17 protein-coding genes and 1 pseudogene are annotated in these 18853 nt (G+C 34.7%); 7 read left to right on the top strand and 11 right to left on the bottom strand.

Translation table 11 applies throughout. The features are described from left to right. Positions 1–198: 198 nt before the first annotated feature. Positions 199–378, top strand: coding sequence for a DUF6435 family protein (locus KO509_RS07050; RefSeq protein ID WP_215972586.1), 180 nt, complete (start codon positions 199–201; stop codon positions 376–378). Between the two features lie 107 nt (positions 379–485). Here KO509_RS07050 and KO509_RS07045 read toward each other — a convergent pair whose 3' ends face one another. Together KO509_RS07045 and KO509_RS07040 are read right to left on the bottom strand one after the other, a co-directional pair. Continuing rightward, positions 486–797 carry an EthD family reductase gene (locus KO509_RS07045; protein ID WP_215972585.1) on the bottom strand — a complete coding sequence of 104 codons (312 nt, stop codon included), beginning with the start codon at positions 795–797 and terminating at the stop codon, positions 486–488. A 328-nt stretch (positions 798–1125) separates the two neighbouring features. Then, on the bottom strand, positions 1126–1353 hold the full coding sequence (locus KO509_RS07040) for a DUF2798 domain-containing protein (RefSeq protein ID WP_215972584.1): 228 nt from the start codon (positions 1351–1353) through the stop codon (positions 1126–1128). A 340-nt stretch (positions 1354–1693) separates the two neighbouring features. On the opposite strand from KO509_RS07040, the gene KO509_RS07035 reads away from it, so the two are divergent. From KO509_RS07035 to KO509_RS07020, 4 genes are all read left to right on the top strand, one after another. Continuing rightward, positions 1694–2200: a peptide-methionine (S)-S-oxide reductase gene (locus tag KO509_RS07035; protein WP_215972583.1), complete on the top strand. Its 507-nt coding sequence runs from the start codon at positions 1694–1696 to the stop codon at positions 2198–2200. Positions 2201–2683: 483 nt separating this feature from the next. After that, positions 2684–4576 (top strand): TonB-dependent receptor, encoded by a 1893-nt coding sequence (locus tag KO509_RS07030; protein ID WP_215972582.1) that lies wholly within the window; start codon positions 2684–2686, stop codon positions 4574–4576. Between the two features lie 131 nt (positions 4577–4707). After that, on the top strand, positions 4708–5571 hold the full coding sequence (locus KO509_RS07025; RefSeq protein ID WP_215972581.1) for an EamA family transporter: 864 nt from the start codon (positions 4708–4710) through the stop codon (positions 5569–5571). A 122-nt stretch (positions 5572–5693) separates the two neighbouring features. Further along, complete coding sequence (locus KO509_RS07020; RefSeq protein WP_215972580.1) at positions 5694–6161, top strand: GNAT family N-acetyltransferase; 468 nt, start codon at positions 5694–5696, stop codon at positions 6159–6161. A 14-nt stretch (positions 6162–6175) separates the two neighbouring features. Here KO509_RS07020 and KO509_RS07015 read toward each other — a convergent pair whose 3' ends face one another. After that, the gene (locus KO509_RS07015) at positions 6176–7552 is read right to left on the bottom strand and encodes a M28 family peptidase (protein WP_215972579.1); all 1377 of its coding nucleotides are present in this window, start codon (positions 7550–7552) and stop codon (positions 6176–6178) included. 47 nt (positions 7553–7599) lie between these two features. Next, entirely contained in the window at positions 7600–8142 is a 543-nt protein-coding gene (locus KO509_RS07010; protein ID WP_215972578.1) for a YaeQ family protein, read from the bottom strand. A gap of 169 nt (positions 8143–8311) precedes the next feature. Here KO509_RS07010 and KO509_RS07005 point away from each other — a divergent pair, with 169 nt between their 5' ends. Continuing rightward, a complete protein-coding gene (locus KO509_RS07005) occupies positions 8312–9433 on the top strand; it encodes an alanine--glyoxylate aminotransferase family protein (protein WP_215972577.1) in 1122 nt (373 codons plus the stop codon). A gap of 68 nt (positions 9434–9501) precedes the next feature. Here the strand turns inward: KO509_RS07005 and KO509_RS07000 are convergent, their stop codons facing one another. After that, entirely contained in the window at positions 9502–9921 is a 420-nt protein-coding gene (locus KO509_RS07000) for a VOC family protein (RefSeq protein ID WP_215972576.1), read from the bottom strand. Between the two features lie 145 nt (positions 9922–10066). Beyond that, the gene (locus tag KO509_RS06995; protein ID WP_215972575.1) at positions 10067–14239 is read right to left on the bottom strand and encodes a two-component regulator propeller domain-containing protein; all 4173 of its coding nucleotides are present in this window, start codon (positions 14237–14239) and stop codon (positions 10067–10069) included. Positions 14240–14754: 515 nt separating this feature from the next. On the opposite strand from KO509_RS06995, the gene sigX reads away from it, so the two are divergent. Further along, positions 14755–15279, top strand: coding sequence for an RNA polymerase sigma factor SigX (gene sigX, locus KO509_RS06990; protein ID WP_215972574.1), 525 nt, complete (start codon positions 14755–14757; stop codon positions 15277–15279). 6 nt (positions 15280–15285) lie between these two features. Here the strand turns inward: sigX and nth are convergent, their stop codons facing one another. The 5 genes and pseudogenes from nth to KO509_RS06965 all read right to left on the bottom strand — a co-directional run. Beyond that, positions 15286–15945, bottom strand: a complete 660-nt coding sequence (gene nth / locus KO509_RS06985) for an endonuclease III (RefSeq protein WP_215972573.1) — start codon at positions 15943–15945, stop codon at positions 15286–15288. A 43-nt stretch (positions 15946–15988) separates the two neighbouring features. Further along, on the bottom strand, positions 15989–16789 hold the full coding sequence (locus KO509_RS06980; protein ID WP_215972572.1) for an electron transport complex subunit E: 801 nt from the start codon (positions 16787–16789) through the stop codon (positions 15989–15991). Continuing rightward, a complete protein-coding gene (gene rsxG, locus KO509_RS06975; protein ID WP_215972571.1) occupies positions 16779–17510 on the bottom strand; it encodes an electron transport complex subunit RsxG in 732 nt (243 codons plus the stop codon). The genes KO509_RS06980 and rsxG overlap by 11 nt, the downstream gene beginning before the upstream one ends. Positions 17511–17513: 3 nt before the next feature. Beyond that, positions 17514–18605, bottom strand: coding sequence for an electron transport complex subunit RsxD (rsxD, locus tag KO509_RS06970; RefSeq protein WP_215972570.1), 1092 nt, complete (start codon positions 18603–18605; stop codon positions 17514–17516). Positions 18606–18607: 2 nt separating this feature from the next. Continuing rightward, positions 18608–18853 (bottom strand): annotated as a pseudogene (locus KO509_RS06965) (hypothetical protein); the annotation flags it as partial.

Below are 18853 nucleotides of genomic sequence, written 5' to 3'. Positions count from 1 at the left end.
GTTCTAATTATTAAATAAATAATGATGTAGTTGATGGTTTTAACAAGTAGAAATGATCACATAGTTAGTGAAATTGGTATAAATATAAACTTTAAACTTAAATCTTACGTATTGTTATCCTTTAATCGTTCGCAATAAGTAAACCAAAATATGTTTATCTGCGTATAATTAATTACTACCATTTTAGGAGTAATGATAATGTTCGCAATTTTTAAGAAAGATCCAGTTAAAAAGTTAAATAAGGCTTATGAAGCTAAGCTTGAACTAGCGATGAACGCACAAAGAAGTGGCGATATTAAATCGTATGCTATGATTACCGCTGAAGCGGAAGCAATTAGAGAAAAAATAGTAGTGTTAGAAAAATCTACCATAGATTAAGAGACTAATTAGTGATAATAAACAGTTGGTTATAACAATAAATCATCAAAAACAACCAACTATTCTCTACTTTTATACTACAGTGAAGTTCTTGTTGATAGAATATATTAGAGTTTAATTTCACTAATTTGAATTTGAGGTTGTATATTTGTAAAATTTGCCAAATCCGCCATTATGGTCTCGGCATTAGGCCCAAAAGCTTCTTCAAAACTTTCAACTGAATCAAATGTCATATGTGCCATTGCAATAAAGGCAGGATCTTCCCCAGGAGCACCACCAGCAAGGCCAGAATCAACAGTTACATGCTTTAAGCTATCTCCCAACAGTTCTCCAACTAACGGAATATGTGTTTTACAGTAATAGTTTATGTCGAAAGTTCCATCTAAAGACTTTGGATACATCACGCTAACTTTTATCATTGTTTTTATCCTTTTCGCTTATATTTATTTAACGGTTTAGCATACGACTAACACTTAATGCAGGTTAATTTTTAGCTTGTTATTTAAACACCTTAAGGATGATACACGGAGGTAAATTACTATTACAACTCATTTTTCATGCATTATTAAATATCAGAAGGTGCAAAAGGTGCTAATTTTTATTTAATCAACATAGATGTAGCCCTTTATCATTATCGCTATATTGACAATATTTGATAAATGATTGTCGAGAATAAAGAATATATAGAATAATTATAGAGTAAGCTTTTACTCCTAATTGCTAATGAAAAAGTGAATTAGCTGCTGTTTATTCCTCATGTAATACAATGTTAACGAGTTTATGGACGATAGGAGACACAATAATGATGGCTGGAAATGCAACGAGAAAAGCAAAGCTCCAAGCGTTTAACCAAATATCAATGATGTTGCTCACCATACCTACGTTAAAAACACTGATAACGAAAGACATAATACATGACATGAGCAATGCCATAAAAAAAGAAAATACTATTTTGTGATGTTTACGTGAAATCATTAAATTACTCTAAATTGGCATAAGGCCTTGCTTAAGGGAGGCAATAATGGGCTAAAATAAGCGATGAATGAAGAAAAGCCAACAGTTATTTTTTATTTGTTGTCTTTATATAATGTATTAGACTTATTCACTGTAAAATAAAGGTATTGCTTATCTTTCGGTTTAACTTGATAGAATAGGGGATAGCTTATGATGTTACCATTGAAGTCGATAACTTACTTTTGTTTGCAAAGATGCTGACTGATATTCGGGTGTTATTGATAAATAATGTAATAGCGAGTTATGGTAAAAGTATATTAACGAAAGCAACGAACCAAAAACCTTTTTGTAAAGAGTAAAAATGAAGATTGAAGAATATAATCATGATAACAACGAAGTGGAAGTTATTTATTTTGCTGGTGGATGTCTTTGGGGAGTACAGGAGTTTCTTAAGTATCTACCAGGGGTTTCTAAAACTGAAGCAGGACGAGCTAATGGGTTAACGGATAGTACTAAAAGTAGTTATGATGGTTATGCTGAGTGTGTAAAAGTAATTTTTTCTCCCAATGTAGTTAATGTTAATGAACTTATTGGTTATTTTTTTGAAATAATTGATCCATATAGTATTGATAAGCAAGGGGAAGATGTAGGAAAGAAATACCGAACTGGAATATACAGCAAACAAAGTAGTCACCTCAAAAGTGCTACTCGGTTTATTAACTGTCGTGATGATGCGGATAAGATTGTTGTAGAAATATTACCGCTTCTTAATTATGTGAAAAGTGACGAGGAACACCAAGAAAGGTTATCTCGCTTTCCAAATGATTACTGTCATATCCCTAAAAAAATATTACATAAATATAAGTAGCGTTAATGTATTTAATGTTCGAGGTAATTGATTCTTTATATAGTGTTAGTGATATTTCGATTATTGCTGTGAACAAATGAGTTAAAATATTCATATTAACGATTTTTTATACTGAAAGCTTGTTATAAACTTTGTCGTAATCAATTTGTGATAAATTTTAGCTATTAGTGCTGCTATATTCTCACCAAACCAGTAAACGCCAATTGATAATCTACATCAGTTGTGGTCTCTTTTTGTACTAATGTAAACCAAGTTACTTCTTGTCTAGTTTACATCTATGATGTTTTACTGACTGCTATATAATGCCCGTCAACCTAACGATTATAACTAAAGCTAATATCACTGATGGTATTCCTGCTTGATGTTTCGATATTTAAGCTCTGTTTTTACATTAGCAATTGAAGCAGTTAACTTTTGTAGATGTATTTTGTGCTTAAAAGAAAAGATCGTTTTTTACCAATAGAGTGAATAGAGAATATTAACATGATTCGAATTGTACAAGTTGCCTTACCTGCTTTGTTATTTAGTCTATCGACTTCTGTATTAGCATCTGATGTGAATAAGGAAACAAATAATGAAGTAAAAAATGAGATGGAAGAATCAAGTCATGATATTGAAAAAATCATGGTGGAAGGTTCAACTACAGCAAATAACAAACCTGTAGGGACCTTTGGCTCGCCAGTGTCAAATTTAGAATATGACCCACGTGTAGATCTTCAATCACGTAATATGGCTGAAGCCCAAGCAGATGTAACAATTCGTGGTGGAATTTTTGAAAATACCGGGTTTAGGGTCGGCAGTGCCACTTTAGTTGACCCACAAACGGGGCATTACTTTGCTGAAATTCCTATTGCTCAAGAAATGTTGAGTAATGCTAACGTACTTACAGGGGTTGATAATGCGCTTCTAGGGATGAATAGCTCTGTAGGAACTGTATCTCGTGAATGGAAAGAGATAAAAACGTCGGGTAGTGCTTCAATTGGGGTAGGTAATAATAATTCTAATCTACAACGAATACATAGTGCTGTTAGTATTGAACTTGACGATTTCACTGATTGGACTATTGGTTTTGAAGGTGAATATTCACGCTCTGAAAGTGACGGTACTATAGAGTTTGGCGATCACGACTTTCAGCGAGCTTCAGGCCGCATTCAGTTAGCGAGTCCATCATCTCAAACTGATTTGTTTTTTGGCTCTCAAGAAAAGTTTTTTGGCTGGCCGAATATGTACACACCATTTAATGTTAATGAAACTGAAGATATTAAAACAGAGTTATTTATATTGAATCATAAACAGCATTATGCTCAAAATAGTACATTTGAAGTATCTGCTTATTATCGTAATAACAACGATCATTATATTTTTTCTCGTGAAAACCCAGAATCATTTCAATCTTTTCATGAAACGAATGTAAAATCGATAGGTTTGTCTGGTCGTCATGTACAAACAGCTGAATTTGCATTAAATTATTCAGCACAGTTTATAGAAGATAACATTACATCAACCTCACTTGAAAATAATTTTACCTCTCGTTCCTATTACAAATTCAGTGTATTACCTGAATATAGAATAGAGTTAGCTGATGAACAACAGTTATCTTTTCGTTTAGGTGCTGCTTTTGATGATACGAACCGTGACGATTCACAAGCTTCATTAATTGGTGATATCACATGGAATACAATCAATGCAGATGATACTTCTCAAACACTTTATGTTTCTTATGCAGAAGCTAGTCAAGTAGCTGGTTATACGGCTATTGGTGGAAGTAATACCGGTGGATTATTTAGAAGTAATTACGAGCTTGATCGAGAAACTACGAAAAATATTGAACTAGGACTCGCCTTAGATCGCGACACTTGGCGTTTGGATTCTGCTATTTTTTATCGACAAGATAATGATTTAACAGATTGGACTTACAGCTTAAGTTCAACCTCTGCTCGTACTGCCAATCCGGTTGACATAGATACATTAGGTGTTGAGTTAATTGCAATAAAGCGGTTAGAAAATGCTGAAATAATCACTAGTTATACCTTTCTCGATAAATCGGAAGACTACGGCCTTGCTGATATTGATGCTAGCTTTTATGCTTTGAACTTTCCAGACCACCGTGTAACCTTAGGTGTGATCTGGCGTCCTACTAGCATTGTTGAAGTGCGTGTTGATAATGAATGGCGTAAGCAGCAAGAAAATATTCTTCGCAACGGAGATGAAGATGCTTTATTTACACACCTAACGGTAAAAATATCTCCTTCACAAATTAAAGGTTTAGATATTATGCTTGCTGCTGATAACCTTTGGGATGAGTCTTTTGAAGAAGTGCCTGGTACCCCTGGTCGTGGTGAGCAATATACTATTAGTGCTACTTACCATTGGTAATATAGTAAAGGTTTAGTACCCCCTATTCATTGATTAGGGGGAATAGTTTTAAGCAGTATTTGAGCAAGATGAAATTGTGTATTTATTAGGGTAGTTATTAAATACATTAACTTTACTTATAGAGATTTTGAATGATTTATTTAGTGATAACTACGTTGATTTGGGCTTTTTCTTTTGGTCTTATTGGTAATACGCTTAAAGGTATTGATCCACTGCAGATCGCTGATACTCGACTATTGTTGGCATTACTTGCTTTTCTTCCTTTTATAAAGCTACGCAATACTAACTGGCAAGAAAAAAAGCAACTGATATTACTGGGAGCTTTTCAGTATGGTGTAATGTATACCTGTTATCTCTCTGCTTTTCGTTATTTACCCTCCCATTTAGTTGCACTATTTAGCGTACTTACACCGCTTTATATTGTTATTATTAATGACCTGCGACAACGCAGTTTTACTCCTTGGTATTTATTAGCCACTATACTTTCGGTGTTTGGAGCAGCGATTATAAAAATGGGCAATATTGACTCAAACGAAATTTGGTTAGGGTTTGGTCTTATGCAAATAGCTAATATTGCTTTTGCGTTTGGGCAAGTTTATTATCGTGATTGGAAACAAAAACGACCACATATTAGCGACAGCTCTGTTTTTGGCTTTTTATATCTTGGTGCTACTGTCTTTACTATACTTGCAACATTATTAATTTCACAAAAGCCACCTTTACCTTTAGATGCAACACCTGAGCAGTTGTTGGTCTTAGTGTATATGGGGGTAATAGCTTCAGGACTTAGTTTCTTTTTTTGGAATAAAGGAGGAACTCAAACAAGTGTCGGAGTATTAGCTACCTTTAATAATGCTGTTGTGCCGTTAGCTATGTTTGCTTCTTTATTTGTGTTTGGTGAAGCAAAAGGTGGTACAACAGAAGAGCTTGCACGACTTGCTATTGGTTCCTTGTTTATTGTTACAGCACTGTTGATAGCTAAACGCAGATCTTAACCTTATAAACTTAGGTTGATGATATAGCTACTGATTACGCAATAATTATCGTACTTATGTAGATTTTATTTCAGAAAATATTGTTATACTGTCCTTATACAGAAAAATTAAAAACTATTTAAATGAAATTTACAATAGGCTTTAGAAACGTTACGCATGAAGATTTAGATTTTTTATTAATTTTAAGAAAAAAATCAATGTCTAAGCATTTAGCAAATGCAAAAATAAAACTAACCAATGAACAACACCTTGAAAGAGTGAAAGAGCATTATTACGATTCACATATTATCCTAAGAAATCGTAAACCAATAGGTCTACTAAAACTCGGAATCGTTTCTCTTAATAATACCAGCAAGAGTTTGCATATCAGGCAATTACAAATATTGCCTGAATATCAAGGTAAAGGGATCGGCAGTAAAGTGTTAAAGGTCGTTAAAAAAAAGGCATTACAGCTTCAACTACCTATTACTCTGAATGTATTATTAAAAAACCCTGCTAGAGGGCTTTATTTACGTCATGGCTTTCAAATTGAAGGAAAAAATAAAGTAGAATTTCAGATGCGCTGCCCACTTGATGTTCTAGCTATTTAATTTGAGAGCGTAGGTTAATATATCAGACCTCTATTTTTTACTTTATTGACATCAATACGCGATGGTGTCACTGAACCATCTACTAAAGGTTGAGTGGCAATTGCTAGTGCTTCTATTACTTTATGTAACGAAGGTAAATTTAATGAAGACAGATCATCAGTTACATTATGATAATGTTTATCTTTGTCTAATTGAGTGCTACTGAAGCTATGGGCAGGTACGCCTAATCTTGCTAATGTTGCATTGTCTGAACGATAAAACAAACCTTGTTCAGGATAAGGGTCTTGATGAATTTCGTTACCCGATTTAGCTAACACTTGGTTTAATTGTTGACCTAAATTAGAACGTTCCATTCCTGTCATCCACATTGTGCCTGCGCCAAACTTAGACGGTTTACCAATCATTTCAATATTAATCATTGCAGTGATGCTGTTAGGATCTACTTGCTTTGAAAAATATTGTGATCCAAAACCTCCGAGCTCTTCTGCACTAAACGCTGCAAACATTAAGGTACGAGCATTGTCATTTTGTTTAGCGTAATGCTGAGCAATATTAATAATTGCGGTTGTGCCAGAAGCATTATCATCAGCACCATTAAAAATATGATCACCTTCACTATTTGTCATACCTAAATGATCATAGTGGGCAGAATAAAGTACGATTTCGTTTGGTTTGGTTTTTCCGGGTAATATGGCTATTACGTTGCTAAGTTCACTGATACTTTTTTTGTTTTTAGCGACAAGACCTATGTTTTTAACTTCTTCTGATGTTACTTTCGAAAGCGCTATTACTATTGTGCCACCAATATCTTGCTGATTATTTTTTTCTACCAGTTTAGTGACTCCGCGGGCAAATCGTTGTTGATAGCGTTGGAATGTTTTTTCATGTGCAGGGTTTAAAAGAACTAGGTGATCTCCACCTTGGCTATTTATATTGCTCAGTGCGTCACGCAAGCTATCATCTTTACCAATAGTGTGAATTGTAAACTCATTGCTCTTTACCCCATTAGTCATTAACCATGACACGTCTGTTGCTGTACTGGCTATTGTTAAGTTGTCAGTGAGCTGTGCTTGTCCATTTAAAACTAAGTCGAGTTTTGTAGAACTCATTTTTGATATTTTATATTTCTGTAAAAAGCTATGCGATGCGATATCTTCAGTGCCGATTAAACCGCTTTCTTGAAAACGGCTTGCTATGTAACTGGCCGCTTGTTTAATTTCGGTAGAGAAATTTCCTCTACCTTTTAAATTGTCACTGGCTAAGTAGGTTATATCTTTAGTCACTTGTGCTAAAGATATCGTGCTTTGCTCTGCTAAAGTCGAAAATGAGGAGACGATACTTGTTGCTAATATGCTGGCTGTAAATAAAGACGTTGAGATTTTTTTAATCATATTATTTTCCTGTGTTTTCTATTAAGTTTGAGCAAGGTTGTAGTAAATTACTGCTCTATTTTTAATGTAGTTGTTTCTATTAATAAAGATTCATCACCACAGCTTAGCCATAGTTGACCGTCTTGAATGCTGCATTGAAATTCCATCGTTCTATTGAGTAGTTTTACCAATGCATCTGTAGTAATGGTTTCAAACTGTTCAATACTCAATTTGGGAAATTTATTTAATGTGTTTTGCGATTGTGACCACCAAGTTTCAACGCTTGGCCCATAACAGTAAAGTTTTACATGGGCTGATTTATTGCAAGCCTTTTTGATGCGTTTTTCATCTATTTGGCCTAATTCAATCCATAAAGCAATTTCATCGCTGTAGTTTATTTGCCACATTACTGCTTCATCTTCATCACTTAACCCCTTGCCAAACTGTAAATCATTATGGGCATTTAAAATGTAGCATATCAAACGCACCATAAGTCGTTGATCTGTTTCAGAAGGGTGTTGTGCTATGGTAAGTTGCAAAGAGTCGTAGTAGTTACGATCCATGTCTGCAAGCTCAATATTAGCTTTATAAATTGTTGCTTTAAGTGCCATGTGTGTTTTTTGCTATATTCAAAAAATAAGTTATTGATAATGATAACAGTATAAGAAATCCTTACTACACATTTTTAAAATAAATAGTTGAGATAATAGCGATAAATTTAATAAATAATTTAGAGAATGTTATCGTATTGTTCTAATAATTTTTTTATTTGAGTTTATTATGCCAATTCAATCTTTTATACCACCAGAACGTACATTAATGGGGCCAGGTCCTTCAGATGTTAGCCCTAGAGTTTTATCTGCACTTGCTCGACCTACCATAGGTCACTTAGATCCTAAGTTTATTGAAATGATGGATGAAGTTAAATCATTATTACAATATGCATTTCAGACGAAAAACACCTATACCATGGCAATTTCGGCTCCAGGTTCAGCGGGAATGGAAGCTTGTTTTGTTAACTTAGTAACCCCTGATGATACGGTCGTTGTTTGTCAAAATGGTGTTTTTGGTGCACGTATGATTGAAAATGTTGTCCGTATTGGCGCTAAGGTTGTGGTTGTTGAAGGAGAATGGGGTAAAGCAGTTGACCCAGAAGCTTTAGAAGAAGCATTAAAACAAACACCAGAAGCGAGTTTTGTTGCTTTTGTGCATGCAGAAACTTCTACCGGTGCGCTGTCTGATTGTAAAACTTTATGTGAAATAGCACGTAAATATAATTGTTTAACTATTGTTGATGCTGTTACCTCATTAGGCGGTGTTGAGTTAAGAGTTGATGATTGGGGGATTGACGCAGTTTATTCTGGTAGTCAAAAATGTTTATCCTGTGTGCCAGGATTATCACCAATAAGCTTTAGTGATAAGGCGGCTGAAATTATTAAAAATCGTGATAGCTCTGTACAAAGTTGGTTTTTAGACCAATCATTGGTGATGGGATATTGGTCAGGGCAGGGTAAACGCAGCTACCATCATACCGCACCAGTAAACTCTTTATATGCACTACATGAATCATTAGTTATGTTACAAAATGAAGGTTTGGAAAATAGTTGGGCACGCCATCAAGCACAACATAAAAAATTAGCGTCTGGCTTAGAAAGCTTAGGGCTTGAGTTTATCGTACCTGAAGGAGAACGTTTACCACAATTAAATCTCGTTTATATTCCAGAAGGTGTTGATGATGCTAAGGTTCGTCAATTCTTATTAACAGAATATAATTTAGAAATTGGTGCAGGTTTAGGTAAATTTGCAGGCACTGCTTGGCGAATTGGATTAATGGGCCATACTGCGCGTAATGAAAATGTCTTATTATGTTTAGCAGCGCTTAAAGAGGCGTTAGCTCAATAAATATTGCTAAGAGCTAAGTATATTATTGGCAATAATATACTTAGCTCGTTAATGATAGTGCTCAAATACTACCAAGAGCCTATATTTTCCATGCTTAACCAAGGCTCTTGTGGCGGTAGTGCATCACCTTTTTGTAATAACTCAATTGAAATATTATCAGGTGATTTAATAAATGCCATATTGCCACATCGTGGTGGACGATTAATAACCACACCACTGTTTTGTAGCGCTAAACATGTTTGATAAATATCATCTACTTCAAAAGCTAAATGACCAAAGTTACGCCCACCTTTATAGTTTTCTTCTGAGCCCCAGTTATGAGTTAATTCAACTTCAGGCTCTCCTATCGCTGTAGCTAAGTAGATTAAGGTGAATTTGCCTTCAGGTACATCTACGCGCTTTGTTTCAATTAAACCGAGCTTGTTGATGTAAAAGTCTAGTGATTGCTCAAGATCACGAACGCGCACCATAGCATGTAAAAATTTCATTGATATTCCTTTGATTGTGAATTTATAGCAAGATAAAATCTTAGTACATGGGTATTACTTAGTTTCTACGCTTCTATCGGTAAATTGTACTTATTTAAGTCATGCAATAATAGAAGAAGGGTATTTTTTATTAACAACACATTCTTTATTGGTTATTTTCAATAATAAGTTTTCGCTGAGTTTGTTTTGGGGTTTCTTGATACTTATCTTTAAAACATTTCGAAAAGTGTGGCAAAGTTGTATAACCACAAGCTATTGATATATCTGAAATACTATCACCAAATTTTAGCATTTCATATGCGCATTGAAGTCGATATTCTCGAATAATATCTTTAGGTTTTTGTGATAGATAAAGTTCTGTTTTACGTCTTAATGTTCTTTCATCCATAGCTAATAACTCTGATAGTTTTTTTACATTAAACTCAGGATCAGGAAAGTGTATTTTTAAAAACTCTCTAGTTCGTTGAATAAACTTATTACCAGTACTATCGTTTGATAACTCTATTTGTAAATGGTTAGCTGCTATTGCTGTAATTTTATTTCTAGTCTCGGTGGATGAGTCTAATAAATTAGCAATTTTTAATTTTAATATTTCGCCGCTAAAAGGCTTATTGATATAATCTGTAGCACCAACTTGCAAGCCTTGTTTTTGGCTTGCTATATCACTTTTTGCGGTAAGAAAAATGATAGGGCATTTACTATATGGTTTATTGCTTGTCCTGATAAATTGACAAAGTTCAAAGCCATTCATTAATGGCATCATCACATCAGATAAAATTAAATCAGGTTGAAATCCATCAATAAGCTCAACGGCTTCTTGTCCGTTGTGTACGCTTAAAACGTCATAGTTTGATGCCAATAACTCCGTCAGAAATTGGTTTATTTCTAGGTTATCTTCAACAATAAGTAGCTTGGTATTACATTGATTTATAGCGATGCTGGGTTGTAAATTAGCTTCTTGATTGTTTTTATTCTCGATTAATGTTTGATCGATATTAAAAATCAAATCAATAGGCAAGGAAATAATAAATTGAACTAGATTAGGCTGAGTATTATCTAAAGTTAACATCCCTTGATAAGACTCAATTAGCTCTCTACTTGAAGAAAGACCTATGCCTTGTCCTTCCGTTTGGTGGTGATGTTCAAGACGATAAAATTTTTCGAAAATAACATTTTCGTATTGTTCTGGAATATTAGGCCCTACATTGGTGACTTTAATAATGCAAAAAGGGTTATCTAACATACAGATAATTTTAATTTCACTCGAACTCTCGGCATATTTTATGGCGTTTGAAACCAGGTTACTTAACACAGTCTCTAACAACTCAGTTTCAATAATTAGTTCGGCATTGGTTTTGCAATCAAGTGCAAAGGTTAGCGATTTTGCTGAGGCTAAAGTAGAAAAATTATTAATGATTTGTTTACAGGTATGCTCTAACTTAACAATTGACTTTTTGGCAGTTGATTGTTTGTTGTTAGCAAGTGACAATAATTGCTCAACAAGATTAAATAATCGTTGGCCGTTATGTTTGATATTACTTATTTTTTTATTATTTTCGGCATTTAAGTCGGTATTAGATACCGTTTCTAATGCGTTGAAAATAAGTGTTAATGGGGTTTTTAATTCGTGTGATATATTTTCAATAAAATGTTGTTTTTCTTTAAGCAGTTTTTCAACTTCATTTTTACTTTGTAAAATTTCTACAGTTTTTAATTTTACTTGGCTTTTAAGCTGATTTTCACGTTTTCTATGTTCATTTTGTCGAGCTAATATATAAAGATAAATACCGGTGATAATAGTTATGGCATATAAAGTAAAGGCTAGCCAAGAGTAATAAAATGGCGGGGTAACTGTTAGCATTAGTGTTTTGGGATTATTAGACCACATACCTTCGTTATTACTGGAATCAATTTCAATTTTATACTGCCCAAATGGTAGCTTTCTAAATGTTAAGTCTTTGAAATCAGGATTGATGCTTGACCAATAGCCGTTATCAACTCTATAGCGATACTGGTTTTCTTCTGGTTGAGTAAATTCATTATTAGCGACAGAGAGTGAGAAGGGCTGATCATCATAACTGAGTTGTAATTTATCTGCGTAGCCTATCCATTGATCTAAACCTTGATGTAATTCAGGCGTGATTAATTGGTCTTTAATTCTAAGTTGGCTAAAAAATGTGTTTTTGGGAATATTTGGGTTAGAGCCCATACGTTTTTCTGGATTAAAACTAAGTACACCATTTAAGCCGCCAAAATATATTGTACCGTCCTCGGCCTGAAACGCGCTCTCGGAATCAAATTCAATTTCCGATAACGGAGTTGAAAATTTATAGTGTTTTATTATCGGTTTGCATTGATAGTTAGATGTGACTGGGTATCTATGACAAGGGGTCATTTTATCAAGCCCTCCAGCCGAGCTAATCCACAGATTACCTAATGTATCTTCAAAAATAGCATAAATAACATTGCTCGAAAGACCATCTTTCATTGTGTAATGCTGGAAACTTTTACCATCATTTTTTAATAAATTAATGCCTCCCCCCCAAGTTCCCACCCAAACATCTTGATGACTGTCTACTTTAATGGCAAATATTAAATCATTAGATAAACTATCTGGCTGTTCGGGATCATGATTAAAGTTCTTCCATTCATGACTTAGCGTATTAAATTTATATAACCCCCTCGCATAAGTGTATTTTTCTTGTTCTTTTGTTTTATTAAAATGGGTGCCTATCCATAAGTTATCTTTATTATCAGGGCTTAATGCTCTGACCATTGGTGCCGTATCATTGTCTTCTACTGGAGAGTAATTGGTAAATTCGTGAGATTTGGTTGAAAAAGAAGTGATGCCTCTGCCATGACCTATCCATAAGTTATGGGCTTTCCCTTCATGTAAATTGAAAATATGATCTTGCCAACCGTTTTGTTTAAATTGCTGCCATTTTTTGGTTTCTTCGTTAAATAAATTAAGGCCACCTCCTTCTGTTCCTGCCCAAATGTCACCTTGTGAATCTTCAAGAAGGGCTCTTACATGATTATTGGACAAGGCGCTTTTGTCATTTATACGATGAGAAAAGTAGTCCCACTTTTTAGTTTGGCTGTGATAGCGGCTAATACCTCTATCTTGGCTACCCAACCATAAGCGGTTTTTAGAATCATACATAATTGCACGACTTAATGTGCTAATAGGTCCAAAAGATGACTTAGGATCAAAAAGGTAACTATTAAATGTTGGTCGGTTAAAACTTACTTTGGCAATCCCTTGTGAGGTGATCATCCATAAGTTTTTTGACGTATCACTAAAAATATTGAGTATCTCGTTACTTTCATCACTTTTGGGAAAAGCACCTAGTGCAATAAACTTCATTTTTTGGCTGCTATAATCATATTCAACTAATGAACTGGGTAAGGCTACCCATAGCCTTTCATCAATTTTCTTTATTGCTAAGGCTCTGTTGTTTTCCGATTGATTAAAAAGCTTAGGTTGAAAGTGTTGGATTAGTTTGTTTTCTGCTGACAACTGATAAATACCGTTATCAGCTGTTACCCAGTAGCTAGCATCATGTTCAATAAGCATATCTAGCAGTTTATTGGTGGGGGAGTCAGAAGTAAAAACAACTTTAATTTTATCGGTCTGTTGATTTACTTGATAAACTGATTCTGTCGTTAATATCCAGCTATAGCCATTATTGTAAATGATTTTTTCTACGGGTTTGTTTTCTAAAAAGTCAGATTTTAGCGGATAAAACTTACCGTATTGCTCTTGCCAAAAATAAACTCCTTGGCTGGTTGCTAGGGCCATTTGATTATCAGAGAAATAACTAATCTGATTAAAAATTAATAACTCATTAGGTTCAGTATTTGCGATAGGAATTGCAGTGAGTAATTGTGTATTGGCATCATAAGTGAATACCCCCGAATCAGTCGTTAACCAAATAGTTCCTTTTTTATCAACAAAAACTTGATGACCAGTTAGTTCTATTAATTTACCGTGTAGATCTTTGAATGAGATTTTAGCTAGTTTCCATTCACGTTTGTCTAATCGAAAAATACCATTAGAAAAATTTAAAAACCAAATTCCCTTGTGGTTATCTTCATAAATATGGGCAACATTTAATGGCTTCTCTCCTGTATCGTTTAACTCAATAGCTAACTCGTTAAACTGTCCTCCTAAATACCAATTAACATCAGTCTCAGTACCTGCCCAAATAATACCATCGCTATCTTGAAAAATAGTATGCAAATTGGAGTTACTTAATCCTTGTTCTTTACCAAGGTAATCAATGGACGCTGCTAGACTTGCTGGTGAAAAAAACAAGATAAAAAATACCCCCCAAGAAAAGGAGGATAGTGAACAGTTATTTTTTATTGTTTTTGATGGCATAGAAAATTTTTATACGTCATTTTATCAGTAAGTTATTATTGTCGCATTTCAGACATATATCGTAAACTGTTTATTTTTAACATGAAAATTTACTTTTTAAGTTATTTAGACCGTTATTGATAAAACAACGTCCGATTTTGATAAACGCTAAAGTTACTTTCCCCCTATCATAGATACATGATTAAGTGACTCATCTGTAGTGCCAAATCTTATCCAAATGAGTCAGGAAACCTTAATGAACAATAGAGTGTTATTCGCTGTAGGTATAGTAATGGCCTTAATAACTTCTTCTGTATTTATATCAGTAGTAGATGGTAGTTATATCTGATCACAACAGCCCTTAAGTACTTTTTGTTCGTAATAACCTTAAATTAATTTCTGCAATCGATTAACTATAACTAATAGTTTTTCGATTAAATTAAAGCCTTCAAGAAGAGTTACTGTTTACTATGCTTAATGAACGACAGCTTGTTGTTTTAGTACAAGAGCGTCTTCCTTATGATACGCGTTTATTTCAGCAGTTAATTACTCCATATTTACCTGAATTAAAAGGGTACTGTGTAAAATTGCTTAATAATCAGTCTGATGCTGAGGATGTAGTACAAGAAACTCTTATAAAAACATTAAAAAATTTAAAGGCTTTTAAGTGGGTTGTGTCTTTTAGAGCATGGCTATTCAAAATTGCTTATAACGAATGTATTAACAAGATAAGAGAGCGACGTTGGGGAATTATTGAGAATGATGAAGAATACCTCGAAAACTTAATAGATGAGAAGACTGATAGCGAAGACCCTGCTTCCGTATTATCTGAGCTAATACAACATTTATCATTGACCGATCGTAACATTATGCTATTACGTTATCGTAGTGAATTAAGTTTTCAGGATATTGCGAATATTCATCAGCTAAAACTTTCAGCGGTAAAAATGCGCCATAAACGGGTTGTCGAGTTTTTAAAGCAAAAGCTAAAATAAGTAGCGTTAATCTGTTTTCTCTTTAAAATCACATAAATCTTCAATGATACAAGAACCACATTTAGGCTTACGTGCAGTGCAAGTGTAACGTCCATGTAAAATGAACCAGTGATGCAAATTGAACATAAATTCTGTTTTGTTTGGTGTGTTTTTTATTATCGCCTGTTCTGTTTGTTCAACCGTTTTACCTTTGGCATAGCCTGTACGGTTTGCTAGTCGCTGAATATGAGTATCAACGGCTAAAAAGTAGTTACCTTCATTATCTTTAAGCCAACCAAAAGCAGTGTTTAATACAACATTGGCTGTTTTTCTACCAACACCGGGTAATGCTTCGAGTGCAGCTCGATTCTCTGGTACTTCACCACCATGTAAGTCAACCAACATTTGACAGGTTTTCATGGTGTTTTTAGCTTTGGTATTAAATAAGCCTATGGTTTTCACATAAGAAATTAACCCTTCTAAGCCTAGATCAAGTATTGCTTGAGGAGTGTTCGCTACCGGATATAATTTTGCGGTTGCTTTATTTACCCCTACATCTGTTGCTTGGGCCGAAAGAAGTACTGCTATTAGTAATTCAAAAGGGGTACTAAAGTTTAACTCTGTCGTTGGCTCCGGATTATTATCACGCAGCCTAGTCAGCATTTCTAATCGTTTGGCTTTATTCATTTGTATCGGTCACTATTATTCATTGCAATTGGTATCATGTTACTTATGAGTCAAAGTTAACTCTAACTCGCTCAATAGTGGCTTTTTCTTTTTTGGGTTGACGTTGTTTTATATAAGTATCAATACTGTTTTTAAGTGCGATGATAAAGCCCATAGCAATAAACGCTCCTGGAGGGAGTATGGCTAATAAAAACTGACTATCTAATTTTACCACTTCAATGCGTAAAACACCTGCCCAATCACCAAAGAGTAAGTGAGCACCATCAAATAATGTACCTTGTCCTAAGATTTCTCGAATCGCGCCTAGCAAAATTAACACTAATGCAAAACCAAGTCCCATCATTAAGCCATCAAAACTGGCTTGTTTTACTGGATTTTTAGATGCGTAAGCCTCTGCTCTACCAATAATGGCACAATTGGTGACGATTAATGGGAGAAATATTCCCAATGATTGATATATACCATAAGTATATGCGTTCATTAATAGCTGAACACAAGTAACAAATGAAGCAATAATTAAGACAAAAATAGGGATGCGAATTTCTTTAGGTACCCAATGACGGATAGCAGAAACAGTAGCATTAGAGGCGACTAGAACTAACAAGGTCGCTAGTCCTAAACCTAAAGCATTGGTGATGGTGGCGGTTACTGCTAGCAATGGGCATAGGCCGAGTAATTGAACTATACCTGGGTTATTCTTCCATAGCCCTTGAATAGCTAACTCTTTATACTCAGCTTTAAGTGCTTTTTGGGCTAATGTTTTTTCTGCTAATTGTTGCTCAAGCTCAATATTGTTCTCTGACAATTGAGGAGCTTCATTTACATTATTTTCACTAGTATTCATTAGTAGCCTCATATTCAGGTTGAGGTTCTTGATCACCTATTAAACAGCTATTAGGAAGCGTTAATACTTTGTTTTTGTTTTCGATAAAAAATAATAGCGTGTTTTTCACTGCTTTAACGATTGCCCTTGGCGTAATAGTTGCTCCGGTAAATTGATCAAAAGTACCACCATCTTTTGTTACCTGCCAGCGAGTGTCTAGCTCTGACAATAGCTTTTTACCATTAAAGGCTGTGATCCAGTTACTTTTTTTAAGCTCTACTTTATCACCTAACCCCGGCGTTTCTTGATGCTTTAACACTCTAACGCCACTAATACTATTATCTATATTGATAGCAACAATCAGTTCAATTTTACCATTATAGCCATCGAGTGCTGTACTTGTGATAGCTACTGCTACAGGAGAGTTATTATTACGAGCTATGTAAGCTTTTTGCACTATATTGGTATTTTGGGTGCTACCAAGTAAAAGTGAACTAATATTCACACAGTCTTGAGTTATTTCGTTGTTATAACTACTTGGCTCAATTATTTCATGCAATGTATTTAATAATTGCAATTGTGTTTGTTCTTGTATTCTATCTTTTGTTAATTCATTAACTAGGCCAACGATAACTGTACAAACAATAGCGAATATTGCGAGTATTTGACTATTTTTTTGTATTGGTAATCGGAATGCTGATTTATCTTTAGCATTTTTATTAGGGGGTAAAGAGTTAGTCATTATTTAACCTTTGTTACTATCAATATCATGGCCGTAGGTACGCGGACGTGTATATTGATCTATTAAAGGGGCTGTCATATTACAAAGTAACACAGCAAAGGCAATACCGTCGGGATAGCCACCAAACGTTCTAATCAAGTACACTAATAATCCTGCTAAAGCACCCATAATTAATCGACCTTTTACACTTGTAGCACCAGAGACAGGGTCTGTTAAAATAAAGAATGCCCCTAACATACAACCACCTGTTGTCCAGTGGAGTAGAGGTGAAGCACTGGTATCTGGGCTTAGACTATAAGCAATAAAAGAACAGATAAATAAGCTTACTAAAAAGCTAATAGGGGTTTGCCAAGCAACAGCTTTTTTGGCTATTAGGATTAAGCCGCCAATTAAAAATGCAATATTTACCCACTCCCAACCAAAAGCAAAACCTAAACTTGGACCTATAGTATTAGAAAATAAGTTGTTTTGTATGATTTCTAATGTGGTAAAACCTAAATTTAGGTTCGTTTTTAAAGTGTCTAATGGCGTAGCCATAGTAAAGCCGTCAATACTCGTGCGAAGTTGCTCGACGGAGTAGCCTTCATTGGTAAAACCGGTAAATATTGTGGTTAACGTATTGGTGAAATTTAAATCTATATTCATCAGGTGCAATGGCGGCTGCCATGATGTCATTTGAACAGGAAAAGAAATGAGCAACATAACGTAAGCAGCCATCGCTGGGTTGAATGGGTTGTGCCCTAAACCACCATAGAGTTGTTTTACCACTAAAATAGCAAATGCAGCGCCAATAACTGAAATCCACCATGGAGCAACAGCAGGTAAACAAATACCAATTAGTATTGCCGTTAATATGGCACTACCATCGAACAATTGTTTATTGATTTTCTTTGAATTACTTCGTAGTGATAAAGCGAAAAATTCACAGAGTAATGCTGTGGTGATAGCTAATGCTATATGAATAATATTACCCCAGCCAAAGAAGTACCATTGAGCATATATCCCAGGGAATAAAGCATAAATGACTAAACGCATTAAAGCCGATGTTTCGGTTTGATTGTGATTATGGGGCGAACTTGCTATCCAAAATGCCATAATTATTCTAATTCTTCATTGCTAGGTTTTAAAGGTGATGTGTTATCACTGTTATTGACTTGTAAGTGAGCTTCTTGTTCTTGGGCTTTTTTAGCATTTACCTTAGCTTTAGCTTTTGCAACGGCAGCCGCAATCCGAGCTTTTTTATCATCAGCTTGGCTTGTTACTTGTTCTACCTGACTGTTATCTGAGTTAGGTAAAGGACTCTCTTGTTCGTTATTTTTTTTCGCTTTAGCTTTTGCAACGGC

This window comes from Colwellia sp. C2M11 (genome assembly GCF_018860915.1).
Lineage (GTDB): Bacteria > Pseudomonadota > Gammaproteobacteria > Enterobacterales > Alteromonadaceae > Colwellia.
Note: the sequence above shows the minus strand (reverse complement) of the source record. Positions and strands in the feature narration are given on the sequence as shown.